The 13736-nt window shown below is 68.7% G+C and carries 16 protein-coding genes, 1 tRNA gene and 1 pseudogene; 14 read left to right on the top strand and 4 right to left on the bottom strand.

The window, feature by feature from the left end; genetic code table 11:
* On the top strand, positions 1 to 738 hold the full coding sequence (locus tag ACIBHX_RS41545; protein ID WP_397073127.1) for a phosphoglyceromutase: 738 nt from the start codon (positions 1 to 3) through the stop codon (positions 736 to 738).
* Here the strand turns inward: ACIBHX_RS41545 and phoU are convergent.
* On the bottom strand, positions 735 to 1379 hold the full coding sequence (gene phoU, locus ACIBHX_RS41540) for a phosphate signaling complex protein PhoU (RefSeq protein ID WP_397073125.1): 645 nt from the start codon (positions 1377 to 1379) through the stop codon (positions 735 to 737). The genes ACIBHX_RS41545 and phoU overlap by 4 nt on opposite strands.
* A 133-nt stretch (positions 1380 to 1512) precedes the next feature.
* Here phoU and ACIBHX_RS41535 point away from each other — a divergent pair, with 133 nt between their 5' ends.
* Positions 1513 to 2682, top strand: coding sequence for a sensor histidine kinase (locus ACIBHX_RS41535; RefSeq protein WP_397073235.1), 1170 nt, complete (start codon positions 1513 to 1515; stop codon positions 2680 to 2682).
* Positions 2679 to 3371: a winged helix-turn-helix domain-containing protein gene (locus tag ACIBHX_RS41530; protein ID WP_397073124.1), complete on the top strand. Its 693-nt coding sequence runs from the start codon at positions 2679 to 2681 to the stop codon at positions 3369 to 3371. The genes ACIBHX_RS41535 and ACIBHX_RS41530 overlap by 4 nt, the downstream gene beginning before the upstream one ends.
* Before the next feature lie 181 nt (positions 3372 to 3552).
* Here ACIBHX_RS41530 and ACIBHX_RS41525 read toward each other — a convergent pair whose 3' ends face one another.
* Positions 3553 to 4131 carry a copper chaperone PCu(A)C gene (locus ACIBHX_RS41525; protein ID WP_397073122.1) on the bottom strand — a complete coding sequence of 193 codons (579 nt, stop codon included), beginning with the start codon at positions 4129 to 4131 and terminating at the stop codon, positions 3553 to 3555.
* 240 nt (positions 4132 to 4371) lie between these two features.
* Here ACIBHX_RS41525 and ACIBHX_RS41520 point away from each other — a divergent pair, with 240 nt between their 5' ends.
* The 4 genes from ACIBHX_RS41520 (at position 4372) to ACIBHX_RS41505 (ending at position 6169) form a co-directional block, all read left to right on the top strand.
* Complete coding sequence (locus ACIBHX_RS41520; RefSeq protein WP_043624891.1) at positions 4372 to 4854, top strand: CarD family transcriptional regulator; 483 nt, start codon at positions 4372 to 4374, stop codon at positions 4852 to 4854.
* A gap of 17 nt (positions 4855 to 4871) precedes the next feature.
* Entirely contained in the window at positions 4872 to 5339 is a 468-nt protein-coding gene (gene ispF, locus ACIBHX_RS41515; RefSeq protein ID WP_397073120.1) for a 2-C-methyl-D-erythritol 2,4-cyclodiphosphate synthase, read from the top strand.
* A gap of 193 nt (positions 5340 to 5532) precedes the next feature.
* A complete protein-coding gene (locus ACIBHX_RS41510) occupies positions 5533 to 5802 on the top strand; it encodes a GlsB/YeaQ/YmgE family stress response membrane protein (protein ID WP_397073119.1) in 270 nt (89 codons plus the stop codon).
* Positions 5803 to 5899: 97 nt separating this feature from the next.
* The gene (locus ACIBHX_RS41505) at positions 5900 to 6169 is read left to right on the top strand and encodes a GlsB/YeaQ/YmgE family stress response membrane protein (protein ID WP_214325367.1); all 270 of its coding nucleotides are present in this window, start codon (positions 5900 to 5902) and stop codon (positions 6167 to 6169) included.
* Between the two features lie 69 nt (positions 6170 to 6238).
* Here ACIBHX_RS41505 and ACIBHX_RS41500 read toward each other — a convergent pair whose 3' ends face one another.
* Positions 6239 to 7489 carry a DUF2637 domain-containing protein gene (locus ACIBHX_RS41500; RefSeq protein ID WP_397073117.1) on the bottom strand — a complete coding sequence of 417 codons (1251 nt, stop codon included), beginning with the start codon at positions 7487 to 7489 and terminating at the stop codon, positions 6239 to 6241.
* A gap of 77 nt (positions 7490 to 7566) precedes the next feature.
* Here ACIBHX_RS41500 and cysS point away from each other — a divergent pair, with 77 nt between their 5' ends.
* The 5 genes and pseudogenes from cysS to ACIBHX_RS41475 all read left to right on the top strand — a co-directional run bounded on the left by cysS (position 7567) and on the right by ACIBHX_RS41475 (position 11723).
* Entirely contained in the window at positions 7567 to 8958 is a 1392-nt protein-coding gene (cysS, locus tag ACIBHX_RS41495) for a cysteine--tRNA ligase (RefSeq protein WP_397073116.1), read from the top strand.
* Between the two features lie 557 nt (positions 8959 to 9515).
* A complete protein-coding gene (gene rlmB, locus ACIBHX_RS41490) occupies positions 9516 to 10472 on the top strand; it encodes a 23S rRNA (guanosine(2251)-2'-O)-methyltransferase RlmB (protein ID WP_397073114.1) in 957 nt (318 codons plus the stop codon).
* A 21-nt stretch (positions 10473 to 10493) separates the two neighbouring features.
* Positions 10494 to 10566: transfer RNA gene (locus tag ACIBHX_RS41485), tRNA-Thr, on the top strand.
* Between the two features lie 505 nt (positions 10567 to 11071).
* A complete protein-coding gene (locus tag ACIBHX_RS41480) occupies positions 11072 to 11254 on the top strand; it encodes a hypothetical protein (protein ID WP_397073112.1) in 183 nt (60 codons plus the stop codon).
* Positions 11247 to 11723, top strand: a pseudogene (locus ACIBHX_RS41475) (NUDIX hydrolase). The gene ACIBHX_RS41480 and the pseudogene ACIBHX_RS41475 overlap by 8 nt, the downstream one beginning before the upstream one ends.
* 5 nt (positions 11724 to 11728) lie before the next feature.
* Here ACIBHX_RS41475 and ACIBHX_RS41470 read toward each other — a convergent pair.
* Complete coding sequence (locus ACIBHX_RS41470; RefSeq protein WP_397073110.1) at positions 11729 to 12343, bottom strand: DUF4240 domain-containing protein; 615 nt, start codon at positions 12341 to 12343, stop codon at positions 11729 to 11731.
* A 364-nt stretch (positions 12344 to 12707) separates the two neighbouring features.
* Between ACIBHX_RS41470 and ACIBHX_RS41465 the strand changes: the two genes are divergently transcribed.
* Both ACIBHX_RS41465 and ACIBHX_RS41460 read left to right on the top strand, forming a co-directional pair.
* Entirely contained in the window at positions 12708 to 13118 is a 411-nt protein-coding gene (locus ACIBHX_RS41465) for a hypothetical protein (protein WP_397073108.1), read from the top strand.
* A gap of 78 nt (positions 13119 to 13196) precedes the next feature.
* A complete protein-coding gene (locus ACIBHX_RS41460) occupies positions 13197 to 13532 on the top strand; it encodes a hypothetical protein (RefSeq protein ID WP_397073107.1) in 336 nt (111 codons plus the stop codon).
* Positions 13533 to 13736: the final 204 nt, after the last annotated feature.

Here is a 13736-nt window from a genome sequence, read left to right as displayed (position 1 = left end):
ATGGCGACTTTGGTACTGCTGCGGCATGGTGAGAGCGACTGGAACGCCAAGGGGCTGTTCACCGGATGGGTGGACGTCAGCCTCTCGGCCAAGGGCGAGGAGGAGGCCCGCCGCGGCGGCAGGCTCCTGGTGGAGGCGGGGCTGCGGCCCGACGTGGTGCACACCAGCCTGCTGACCAGGGCGATCCAGACGGCCCAGCTGGCGCTGGCCGAGGCCGACCTGATGTGGCTGCCCGTGACCCGCTCGTGGCGGCTCAACGAGCGCCACTACGGAGCCCTGCAGGGCAAGAACAAGGCGCAGACGCGCGAGGAGTACGGCGACGAGCAGTTCATGCTGTGGCGCCGCTCCTACGACGTGCCGCCCCCGCCCATCGCCGACACCGACGAGTTCTCCCAAGCGGGCGACCCCCGCTACGCGCTCCTGCCACCCGAGCTGATGCCGCGCACGGAGTGCCTGAAGGACGTCGTGGAGCGCATGCTGCCGTACTGGTACGACGCCATCGTGCCCGACCTCGCGGCCGGCCGTACCGTCCTGGTGGCGGCGCACGGCAACTCGCTGCGCGCGCTGGTCAAGCACCTGGAGGGCATCTCCGACGAGGACATCGCGGGGCTGAACATCCCCACGGGTATCCCGCTGCGCTACGAGCTCGACGACCACTTCAGGCCGCTGTCCAGCGAATACCTCGACCCCGAGGCGGCCAAGACCGCCATCGAGGCCGTCGCCAACCAGGGCCGTTAGCCGGGGCGCGACCCCGTCACCAGGTAGACCACGTCGCCGGCCACGCGGACCGCGTGGTCGGCGTACCGCTCGTAGTAGCGGCCGATCAGCGTGATGTCGATGGCCGGCTCCACGCCGTGCTCCCAGTCCTTGGACAGGATGTTCCTGAACAGCCGCCTGTGCAGCCTGTCCATGGCGTCGTCGTCCTGCTCAAGCTCCAGCGCAGACTCCACGTCCCGCGAGGCGACGCAGCTGCCCGCCTTGGTGACCAGGGTCTCGGCGATCTGGCCCATCTCCAGGATCGTGGAGCGCACCTCGGCGGGGATCGCCGACTCGGGGTGACGCAGCCGCGCCACCTTGGCCACGTGCACCGCCAGGTCGCCCATGCGCTCCAGGTCCGTGCCCATGCGCAGCGCCGTGATCACCATCCGCAGGTCGACGGCGACCGGCTGCTGGCGGGCCATCAGCTCGAAGATCGACGTCTCGATCTGTTCGAACGTGGCGTTCACCTCGGCGTCGCGTGAGATGACGCTCTCGGCGAGTTGCAGGTCGGCATCGAGCAGGGCGGTGGTCGCCCGGGAGATGGCCGAGCGGACAAGCCTGGTCATCTCCACCAGCTTGTCGGTGAGGGAATCGAGTTCTTCATGGTACGCGTCGCGCATGCCGTCACCGTACGTGCCTGTCGATGAACGAACCCCTACAGAGAGATGAACTTTCCGGGAAAGGGCCGTTCATCCCCTGGTGAGAGGTCTGTGCCTTGTGGGTTGGCCACCTACCATCGGAGGCATGAGTGAGATGGCCACGAGCTTCGCGGCCCTGGCCGGCTTCGTCGTGGGGGCCCTGGCGATCCTGTTCTACCGGAATCAGATCGAGACTCCCCGCCGCACCGCATCCGCCAACGAATCGGAGACGGGCGCCCTCCCGCAGGGCGTCGCCTCCGTGCTGGCCGTGCTGCCGTCGAGCGCCGTCGTGCTCGACGCGCACGACAGGGTGCTGCGGGCCAGCTCGGCCGCTCGGGCGTTCGGGCTGGTGAAGGGCGACCGGCTGATGGCCGCCGAGCTGCTTGCGCTTGCCAGGCAGGTGCGCAGAGACGGAGAGATCAGGGAGAGCGAGATCGACGTGGCCGGGCACAAGTTCGGCCAGGAGACCACCAACTTCGCCGTCCGCGTGGCCCCGCTGGGCTCTCACGGACAGGTGCTCGTGCTCGCGGAGGACCAGACCGAGCGGCGCAGGGTCGAGGCTGTGCGCAGGGACTTCGTGGCCAACGTCAGCCACGAGCTGAAGACCCCGGTGGGCGCGCTCAGCCTGCTGGCCGAGACCATCCAGGACGCCGCCGACGACCCCGAGGCGGTCACCCGCTTCGCCGGGCGCATGCAGCTCGAGGCGGCCCGGCTCAACTACCTGGTCCAGGACCTGATCACGCTGAGCAGGATCCAGGGCGCCGAACCCATCCCCACCCCCGGCCAGGTCGCCATCGACGAGGCCGTCAACGACGCCATCGACCACTGCAACACCAAGGCCGCGGCCAAGGACATCACCCTCGTATCCGGCGGCACCGAGGGGCTGCGCATCTGGGGCGACGACGAACTGCTCGTCACCGCCCTGCGCAACCTCATCGACAACGCCGTCGCCTACAGCCCCGAGCACACCCGCGTGGTCGTCAGCATCCGTCCGGCCGGCGACTCGGTCGAGATCAGCGTCAGCGATCAGGGCATCGGCATCCCCGAGGAGTCGCTGGAGCGGATCTTCGAGCGCTTCTTCCGCGTCGACGCGGCCCGCTCGCGCGTGACCGGCGGCACCGGGCTCGGCCTGGCCATCGTCAAGCACGTGGCCGTCGCGCACGCCGGAGAGGTGTCCGTCTGGAGCAAGGAAGGATCCGGCTCCACCTTCACGCTTCGCCTGCCCGCCTTCGGCGGCACGGCGATCGCAGTACCACCCTCGATCCCCCTGGAGACAGCCCCATGACCCGAGTACTCGTCGTCGAGGACGAGGAGTCGTTCTCCGACGCCCTGTCCTACATGCTGCGCAAGGAGGGCTTCGAGGTGTCGGTCGCGGCGACCGGACCCGAGGCGCTCGACACCTTCGACCGCAGCGGCGCCGACCTGGTGCTGCTCGACCTGATGCTGCCCGGCCTGCCCGGCACCGAGGTGTGCCGCTCCCTCCGCCAGCGCTCCAAGGTCCCCGTCATCATGCTGACGGCCAAGGACAGCGAGATCGACAAGGTCGTCGGGCTCGAGCTGGGCGCCGACGACTACGTGACCAAGCCGTTCTCCTCCCGCGAGCTGGTCGCCCGCATCCGCGCCGTGCTGCGCCGCCAGGGCGACGCGCCTGAGGAGCTGGACACCTCGGTGCTGACGGTCGGTCCCGTCCGGATGGACGTCGACAGGCACGTCGTGGCGGTCCGCGGCGACCACGTGCAGCTGCCACTGAAGGAGTTCGAGCTGCTCGAGGTGCTGCTGCGCAACGCCGGCCGGGTGCTGACCCGCGGCCAGCTCATCGACCGCGTCTGGGGCGCCGACTACGTGGGCGACACCAAGACGCTGGACGTCCACGTCAAGCGGCTCCGGGCGAAGATCGAGGCCGACCCGTCCAACCCGCGCTGCATCCTCACGGTCCGCGGGCTGGGCTACAAGTTCGACGCCGTCGAGGAGTGACCGACGACAAAGGGTCCGGTACGGCATGCCGTACCGGACCCTTTTGCGTGTCTTTGCCGCGTCGTGGGCCTCGCTCTGGAGCCCTCAGGTGGCTCCAGAGGCCGCGCGCCCCGCGGAGGGCCCGAGGGGGCGCGGTCGAGGCCCTACGTCGCTTGTGGCGGCCTCAGGGCGGGCCGTGAGGTTACGGCGTGGTCGTGGCCGAGGGCGTCGCCGAGGCCGAGGGGGTGGCGGCCGTGGTGGCGTTGGGGGCCGGCGGGTAGTCCTTGAACTCGCGGCTGCGCGTGACCACGGGCACGTTCAGGCTGATCGTGCCGGCGTTGGCGAACTGGAGGTCCAGCTTGATGCTCTCGCCGCCCCGCAGGCCCTTCGGGATGCCCTCGAGCAGGAGCAGGGGGGTGGGCTTGCCGGTGTTGACGAGCTGGTTGCTCGGCAGCTGGATCGGGGTGGAGACCTTGACCGTGCCGAGGTCGCCGGCGTTGACCGCCTGGAGGGTGTCGGCGGCGCCGGCCGTGTTGAGGATGTTCAGGTAGATCGGAGCGGAGCCGCGGAAGGCGAGCTGGGTACCCGAGTCGGGACCAAGGATGAACGCCTGCGGGATATCGATGCCGCGCTGGCCGTATTTGCCCTGATCGATGAGGACGGCTGCCTCGTTGGGGGCGTACGGCTTGTTGGTGTTGGCATCGGCCCCTGCCGCACAGCCCGCGAGCACGGGGGCTGCCATGAATACGGCGGCGGCGGCGATCCAGCGACGGCTGGTCACGGGAGGGTTCTCCTTGGGGTGGCACGTGCAAGATGGGCAGCGCCTACCTTATCCGCCCCAATCCATGGTCATATCCGCACCCCTGCAGGTCATTAGCCATGTCGGCTATTGCGATTCATAGAGTTGAAGGGTTGTCAAGTCCTAATGCGCGGCTTTGACCTGCAGTTATGGTGATTTCACTGTTCCGGGAGGCTGTGGATGCGTGGTACTCTTGAGTACAGCGGAAGGGGTACTTGTCACATGACTTTCCAGGTCGGCGACACTGTCGTCTACCCCCACCATGGGGCTGCTCGGATCGAAGCAATCACCAAGCGATCCATCAAGGGTGAGGAAAAGACCTACCTGGTGCTCAAGGTCGACAAGGGCGACCTTACCGTCCAGGTGCCAGCAGAAAACGCAGAACTCGTCGGCGTGCGCGATGTTGTCGGTCAGGAAGGCCTTGAGCGGGTTTTCGACGTCCTTCGCATGCCGCACACGGAAGAGCCCACGAACTGGTCTCGCCGTTACAAGGCAAATCTGGAGAAGCTCGCGTCGGGTGACGTGAACAAGGTCGCCGAGGTCGTTCGGGACCTGTGGCGGAGGGACCGCGAGCGTGGTCTGTCCGCGGGTGAGAAGCGCATGCTCGCCAAGGCCCGGCAGATCCTGGTGAGCGAGCTGGCACTCGCCGAGAAGACCAATGAGGACAAGGCGGAAGCCCTTCTCGACGAGGTGCTCAACTCCTGAAGACGAAGCTTCCCAGGGTGGGCGTCGGTGTCGACGTCCACCCTTTTGCATCCGGTCGTGAGCTGTACCTCGCGGGCCTGCACTGGCCCGGCGAGACGGGGCTCGACGGCCACTCCGACGCCGACGCCGTGGCTCACGCGGCCTGTAACGCGCTGCTGTCCGCGAGCGGGCTCGGAGACCTGGGCGGGGTGTTCGGCACGTCCGACCCGCGCTGGGCCGGCGCCGCGGGGGTGAGCCTGCTCGAGGAGACCGCCCGGCGGGTGCGCGCCGCCGGATACGAGATCGGCAACGTGGCGGTCCAGGTGGTCGGCTCGCGGCCCAAACTGGCGCCGCGCAGGGCCGAGGCCGAGAAGGTGCTCAGCGAGGCCGTGGGGGCCCCTGTGAGCGTCGCCGCGGCCACGACGGACGGGCTCGGCTTCGTCGGCCGCGGCGAGGGGATCGCGGCGATCGCCACCGCGCTCGTCGTCAACCATTCCGACGACTAGGGCGTCACATATCGGGATGCGTTACGGGTATCCCGGCAGGCGGTGCCCAAGGCCCGCCGAGTCACTGGGGCGGCGGTTCGTCACTGGCGCGGTACGAGCCGCCGCCTTCCCGTGTGCCTGACGCTGGCGTAGTGAAGGTGCATGTCGGGTAAGTCCCTCTTTGGACATGTCAACGTCTCGGGGGGAGCAAGACATGATCGGCGCCATCATCTCGGCGATCGTCATCGGAGCCATCGTGGGCGCGCTGGCCCGCCTGATCGTGCCAGGCAAGCAGAACATGTCGATGGGCCTGACCCTCATCGTCGGCATCGTGGCCGCGCTGCTGGGCACGCTCATCGCGCAGCTGTTCGGCTTCGCCGACACCAGGGGCATCGACTGGTGGGAGCACATCCTGCAACTGGTGCTGGCGATCGTCGGCGTGCTGATCGTGGTGCGGGTGCAAGCAGGCAAATCACACACCTGACCTGCAAATTCGCGACAATTACGCATATTTGGCCGAGACAGGGTAGCGATCTCCTCGTGGGAGTGAACGGATCACGCCCACGGGGAGGTTTGTTGCGATGACAATCCAGTCCATCCTCGGCGCCATTGTGATCGGCGCCGTGATCGGCGCGATCGGTCGCCTGCTGCTTCCGGGCAGGCAGCCCATCGGGTGGATCCTCACCATCGTCGTCGGCATCGTCGCCGCGCTCATCGGTACGGCCATCGCGCAGGTGATGGGCGTCGCCACGACCCCGGGCATCGACTGGATCGAACTGGTCATGCAGGTGGTGCTGGCGGTGGTCGGTGTCGGCATCGTGGCGGGTCTACGCCGCGGTACACGCGTCTAGATTTTCCACCCTCGGCCTCGGCGGGCTCTCCCGTGAATCCCGCCCCCTCGGGACGCCCGCCGGGGCCCTTCACTCGTCCGGGGTGTCCGGGGGCAGCGGCGTGCTGCGCAGGCGGCCCGAAGGGGCGTCCTCGGCTGCATGCCTGGGCTCGGAAGGGTCGGCCACCTCGGGGCCGTGCTCGGGGTCCGGGTTCTCGCTCGGCTCGCTCGTGACGACGCGCAGGGGCTGCGTGTCCTTGTCGCGCTCGGGTATCCGCGGGTGGACCAGGACGTCGGCCGGCTTCTTCCTGTCGCCCCAGCGGACGGGCTTGGGCTCCTCCGCCGGTTCGGGTGCGGGCTCCTGCTCCTGCTCCTGTACGGCGGGCTCTGGCTCGACGTGGGCGGGCTGAGCTCCTCCGTCGATTTCCTGGGCTCCCGCGTCGGTGGTCTGTGGCTCCTCGTGGGTCGGCTGGTCGGGCTGGGATACCTCGGGTTGTTCCTGCCGGGGTTGGGGGGCTACGGGGGGTTCGTCGTCTGCCTGGGTCGCGTCGTGAGCCGGATCGGGCAACTCGGGCACGGCCTGGTCGGGGGTCGGCTCGGTGCGGTCGGGCTGCCACGGTTGGCCGCCCGCCTGCCAGGTGTGGACCGCTTCGGAGACCTCGTGGCGCGGGTGGGGCTCTTCCCGCGGGTCGGGCTCTTCCTGGGCGGGGGTGGGACGGGGGATCTCGACCGTGTCGGCGGCGGGTTCCGGCTCTCGCGGTGCGGGGACGGGGTCCTGGCTCGCGTTCTGTGCGGGGGAGACGGCCCAGCGGGTGACGCCTTCCGAGACGGAGTGGGGCTCCTGCGCGGGCGGGGTGGGGCGGCCGGTGAACGGGACCAGGTCCTGCTCCGCCGTACCGTCGTCGGCCTCGTCAGGGGTGCGGCGGGCCTGGACGTGCTTGATCAGCAGGAGCCACAGCCACAGGCCGAGCGCCAGCATCACCCAGGGCGCCACCGCCACGCCGAGCGCCGCCTGCCGTACGTCGAAGGAGAAGCGTACGGTCGTCGCGACGTTGACCGCGGCGGCGGCCAGGATGAGCACGATCAGCACCAGCGCGGCCTGCGTCCGCACCAGCAGCCGGGCCGGGCGCAGCAGTAACACGCCGATCAGCGCCACCACCAGCAGCGCGTCGAAGCCGGCCGGGTAGAGGAAGGCGAGATCGGGCCGGGCCTCGCCGTGGATGGCCAGCGCGCGCAGGTCGTCGAAGGACAGCGCGCAGGCGGCGCCGGTCAGGGCGGCGACCGCCACGCCTGCGAGGGCGATGCCCAGGCGGCGCAGCATGGTGGGGGGAGTCACGTCCATGGCCCATCGAGCCTACAGAAGAATGCGGCTCGGATTATTCGGCATGCGACGGCGGCTGAGGCGTTAGCCTTTCTTTCGTGAGCCTGCACCTTTACGACACCAGCACGCGCGCCACCCGTGAATTCGTTCCGGTCGAAGCCGGCCGGGCGTCGATTTACCTGTGTGGGGCTACCGTGCAGGCTCCTCCGCACATCGGCCACATCCGGTCCGGTGTGAATTTCGACGTGCTCCAGCGCTGGATGACCCGTTCGGGGTACGACGTGATGTTCTGCCGGAACGTCACCGACATCGACGACAAGATCATCAGAGTCGCGGCCCAAGAGGGCGTGCCGTGGTTCGTCATCGCCGAGCGCAACCAGCGGGCCTTCACCTGGGCCTACGACACGCTCGGCTGCCTTCCGCCGACCGTCGAGCCGCGCGCCACCGGCCACGTGCCCGAGATGATCACGCTGATGGACCGGCTGATCGAGCGCGGCCACGCCTACGCCGTCGGTGGCGACGTCTACTTCAGCGTCCAGTCCTGGGCCGACGAGTACGGCAAGCTCTCCAACCAGAAGGTGGAGAACATGCGGGCGGCTGGCGACACGGACGACGAGTCGTGCAAGCGCGACCCGCGTGACTTCGCTCTCTGGAAGGGCGAGAAGCCGGGCGAGCCCACCTGGCCCACGCCGTTCGGTCCGGGGCGGCCCGGCTGGCACCTGGAGTGCTCGGCGATGGCCACCAAGTACCTGGGGCCGACGTTCGACATCCACGGCGGCGGGATCGACCTGATCTTCCCGCACCACGAGAACGAGATCGCCCAGGCCCAGGCGGCGGGCGACGGCTTCGCCCGCTACTGGATGCACAACGGCATGCTCAAGATCGGCGCCGAGAAGATGAGCAAGTCGCTCGGCAACTCGCTGCTGATCCCCGAGATGGTGCAGAAGGTCCGGCCGGTCGAGCTGCGCTACTACCTGGCCGCGCCGCACTACCGCTCCTCGATCGACTACTCCGAGGAGGCCCTGCGCGAGGCGGCCGCCGCCTACCAGCGCATCGAGGGGTTCGTGACGCGGGCCGCCGAGGTCATCCACGACGTGGACGCCGACGCGCCGCTGCCGCAGGCCTTCGCCGACGCGCTCGACGACGACCTGGGCACGCCGCAGGCGCTCGCCGTCGTGCACGAGGTGGTGCGCGAGGGCAACGTGGCGCTGTCCAGGGGCGACAAGGAGGCCGTGGCCCGGCTGCTGGCCGAGACCCAGAACATGCTCGACGTCCTGGGCCTCGACCCGCGCTCACCGCAGTGGCGTTCGGCCGGCTCGGACCTCAAGCCGGCCGTGGACGCGCTCGTCGCGGTCGCCCTCGAGCAGCGCAAGGCGGCCAGGGCACGCAAGGACTACGCCGCCGCCGACGCCATCCGCGACCAGCTCACCGCCGCCGGCATCACCGTCGAGGACACCCCCCAGGGCCCACGCTGGGAACTCAGCCGCTGACGACCCAGCTCCTCCGCACGGCGGGTTCTCTGCACGGCCCTGCTTCTTTGTACGGCAAGTTTCTCTGTACGGCGGGCCGCCCCTACGGCCGCCCGCCGTACTTCGCCTGAGGGCCTGTGCCCGGCGCTTCCGGCGAGTCGGTGCCGCTTGCCCGCCGTAACGGCGCTTCGTACTCGTGGCGACCCCGGTCGCTGCTCTCCCACCGTTCAACGGCGCCGACCTCACCCGCTTCAAGTCTCGCCGCCCCAGCGCCCTCAGAGCCCGCTTTCGGCATCGCGTCATCCGTGGTCTGCACAGGCGGGTCCCGGGGTTTTCCAGGCGCCGGGTCGGTGGGGTGTTGGTCGGCGAAGGGCGGCGCCCTGTGCGGTGGGAAACCAGGGGCCGCGGGACGTGGATCCCGGGCGCCGTGACGGCGGGTAAGCGTCCCCGACTCGCCAGCAGCGCCGGGCGCGGGCCCTCAGCCGAAGTACGGTGGGCGGCCGGTGGCGGCAGCTCGCCGTACAGGAGAGATTATGATCTTGTTCGGGGACCCGAAGCGGGCCAGTACTCTTGTGCGTATGGCTGGGGGCAGGGCGGGCAGGCCCGCGAAGAAGAAGGGGCCCACGAAGGGCACCGGCGGGCAGAAGCGTCGGAGCCTGGAGGGCAAGGGCGCGACCCCGCCGGCCGAAATGCGGCATTGGTACAAGGACAAGGCGCGCACCGAGCGCATCGCCCGCGAGGATCGGGGCGGCGTGCGCAAACCCGCGCCCGCGCGGCAGCGGCGCGCCGAAGACGCGCCCGAGCACATCGGCGGCCGTAACCCCGTGCTGGAGGCGCTGCTCGCCGGGGTGCCCGCGACCGCGCTGTACGTGGCCCAGCGCATCGACAACGACGACCGCGTCCGCGACTCCATCAAGATCGCCGCTGAGCGCGGGATCGCCCTGCTCGAGGTCACCCGCGACAAGCTCGACCGCCTCACCGACGGCGCGGTCCATCAGGGGCTGGCCCTGCAGATCCCGGCCTACGACTACGCCCACCCGGCGGAGCTGGTGGAACTGGCGCGGGAAGCGGACGAATCGCCGCTGATCGTGGCGCTCGACGGTGTCACGGATCCCCGCAACCTCGGCGCCATCGCCCGTTCCGCCACCGCCTTCGGCGCTCATGGCCTGCTCATCCCGGCCCGCCGTTCCGCCGGTGTCACGGGTGGGGCCTGGAAGACCTCGGCGGGTACGCTCGCCAACCTCCGCGTCGCCCGCGCCGCCAACCTGACGGCGGCCCTGAGGGAGTACCGCGAGGAGGGCCTCTTCGTCATCGGCCTCGACGGCGAGGCCACGGTGGACCTCGAGAACGCCGGCCTGCTGACGGAGCCCCTCGTCGTCGTGATCGGCTCGGAGGGCAAGGGCCTTTCCCGCCTGGTCCGCGAACATTGCGACGCCCTGGTCCGCATCCCCATGCACGCCGCCGCCGAGTCCCTGAACGCCGGAGTGGCGGCGGGCGTGGCCTTGTACGAGGTCGCTCGTCATCGGCGCCACTGACCGTCTACACTGATAGGCCGCGCCGACGTAGCTCAATCGGCAGAGCATCTGTCTTGTAAACAGAAGGTCAGGGGTTCGATTCCCCTCGTCGGCTCTGCGCTAGGAAGCCTCTGAACAGGGAGTACTTGTTCAGGGGCTTTCTGTTTGTCAGGACAAAGCTGCGATCTTGCCAACACCCTTGCTAACGGGGGTGGGATCATGTGCGCTGTGTCCTCCAACGAGCTCGTACAGCACTATCAGCGATTACTCGACACGGCTCAGTGGCTTGAGGTCGGTATGTCGTGGACGGTCATCCAGGCCGTTGGCGAACCCATGAACGTGGAAGACGTCGCTGAGCGACTCGCCGGCCCCGGTGCGGAGATCCGCATGTTGGATGTGCGGGAGGGGCCGCTCGACGACCCAGCGGTTCACGTAGCCGATTGCGGTCCGTCGATCATGTTGCTGGACCAGATCGGAGAGGTCGTCTCGTGGGTGCCAGGGCTCATGGATCGGCTGAGCGTGGGAGCTCGACTCTGGAATGTCGCGCGCGATGCCGGAACGCGATCGCGTGGCTCCGTCCGCTGCTGTCCTCTGGGGAGGAGATCCGGCTGCATCAGACGGTGCTGTACAACTCGATCTACCGCGGAGACGATCAGTTCCTCGTCAACACCCATGCGTACGGCACGCCCGCCGGCACCGCGCCCGTGCTGCACCTTCGGCAGGTCGCTGGTGGGGACATGGTCAACACCTACGCTGAGAGCTTCGAGAAGACCTGGGAAGGTGCGGTGCCGGTCGATGGCTAAACGGATCGACTACTACGACGACCCGGACGGCCCCGCGCCCAACAGCCTGGTCCCATCGGTGAACGTCATGGTGACCAACGCGGCCCGGCGACCTGCTGATGATCCGGCGCAGCGACAGCGACAACTGGGCCGTCCCGGGCGGCGCCATCGACCTGGGCGAGTCGATCCCGGCGGCAGCCGTACGCGAGACGCTGGAAGAGACCGGCATCACCTGCGACATCACCGGCCTGGTCGGCACCTACAGCGACCCGCGGCACGTGATCCTCTACACCTCCAACGGCGAGGCCCGCCAAGAGTTCTCCCTCGTGCTGACCGGCCGCGCCGTGAGCGGAACCCCGACGCCCAGCGACGAGTCACGCGAAGTCTGGTGGGTGCCGCGAGACGAGGTGCTGGCTCTGCGATGGACCGGTCGATGAGGATGCGGATTGAGCACTATCTTTCCGGGACGCCATCGCCGTACGTCGGGTGATCTTCCTACGGCATGTTGTGAGGTAAGACGAGGTTGCTGAGTCCGGGGTGGCCTTGGTTGCTTGCCTGCGGCGGGGTGACCCAGTCACGGTGTTGGCCAAAGCGTGTCCAGAGCCGAGGCCAGTGTTGCTGGAACTCCTCGATCTGGGTGGGCCAGATCTGCCCGCGAGGGTGAAGGGCGAGGGCGAGCTCGTAGAGCTCTTCGATACCGTCAGGGGCGTCGGTTCCGCTGAACCGCCTATAGGCGTCCCTGGTGATGCCGAGGGCCAGTTCGGCAGATTGCCATGGTCTCTCGTCGAGGCTTGGGTCAAGCTCGCCCAGACAGTCGGGATCTTGAACGGCGCGTTCGAAGTTCTGGCGTCCTTGCAGGATCAACCAGGCTCGGAAGTATTCGAAGCCGTCGTCACTGCAGAAGCCGGTCCTCACGTAGGCGGCGCCCCACAAGTCCCAGCTATAGGCCTGGTCCATGGCGGTCCGCCAGTGTCGGTGAAAGGCTCTGATGTGTTCGAGGGACGTTGCTGCCAGGTATGCGGTGAGCCAATCGATCTGTGCTTCTTGGCCATGCTCGCCGGCCGTTGAGCGGCTTGCCTCGATCGAATCCCAGAACCCGTCCAACTCCATGGGCCGATCTTCCCGCCCGCCCTTGTTAGCTGGCGTCTTGGGCGGGAGGGAGCCGGTGCTGGTCGACGAGTCCTGCGAAGTCCCGTGGGTGCCACGCCGATGGACCGGTCGATGCGCATGCGGATCGAGCACTACATCGGGTGATCTGACTGCCGCTTCGAGAACCGGCGCAGGCGTGGCAGCAACCGGGCCCGGGCCGCGCCCGGGATGAAATGGGTTCACTGTATGGAAGGAGTCAAACGCGGATCACACACCTCCGGGACATGTCAATCAATTCGCTGCTGACGGCAATACAGTGCGGCGATTGTGGCGAGACCCCACCATTGAGAGAAATAGGAGTTTGTGAGGACAGACAGGAGTGCCAATGAAGTTCCGCCTCGCGTCATCCACTGCCCTGGTGGCCCTCGCTGTGGGAATGAGCCTGCTCAATACGGCGCCGGCCTCGGCGAACAGCGGCGGGGGATGCAGCCCCACCCATGAGGTGGACGGATTCCTCGTCCAGGTGTGCATCTCCTCCAGCGGCACGGCGCTGCAGGCCTCGGTCTACACCCTGGAGAACGGCCACAACACCGTCGACATGACGCTCACGGTGAAGAACATCGACACCAATGCGATCATCGGCAACGCGCAGAAGCAGGGCCGCATCGACGTGCATTCGGGGAGCCTGGTCGGCCCCTGGACCGGCGTGCCGGCCGGCCGCTACCAGACCCACGCGACGTTCCGCTCCCCCACCTATTACGACGCCGGCTGGTCCCCGACGGTCTATATCGGCTAAGCCGCGACAGCGGGCGGGGCCGACTCCGGCCCCGCCCGGACGAGCGATCCGAAATTGCCCACATTATGGAGTGAGAAAATGAAGCGATTCGTCATCGCCGCGGCCGCCGCCCTCGCCGCCCTCGCCGTGTCAGCGCCCGCGGCCCATGCCGCGACCGGAACGGTGACCGAGGTGTTCGCCACCACCGGTGGAACTGTTCTCCAGGTGGCCACCCAGTCCCTGCACGGGGAGGCCCTGTCCTTCGCCACGGCGCCGGCCGTCCCGGAAAGCGTCGCGGTCTCCAACCGTACGGACCGTACCGTCACCGTCTTCCAGGGCGGACGGATCGTCGGGACGATCCCGGCGGGCCAGTCCGGCACCGTGTCCCTCGCGGCCGGCGTCCTCGCGGTCTTCTCGGCCCCGGCCGGCGCCTGACAGTACCCGGCCGCCCTGGCCGTCCAGCCCGCCCCTGGAGAGGGATTGGCGAGACGCCCGAGTACTTCCGGGCCACCCACGCCGGGCTGTTCCAGCACACCGCCTCCGACCACCCGATCACCCCCGGGCAGGCGCGTGGCCAGCTCGGCGAGCACCGCGGCGTCGCCGGCGTCCAGCTCGAGCTGCCCACCTACGCCCTGCTAC

It is taken from the genome of Nonomuraea sp. NPDC050536, assembly GCF_044457685.1.
Classification (GTDB): Bacteria; Actinomycetota; Actinomycetes; order Streptosporangiales; family Streptosporangiaceae; genus Nonomuraea.
This window is presented reverse-complemented; position numbering and strand designations above follow the sequence as displayed.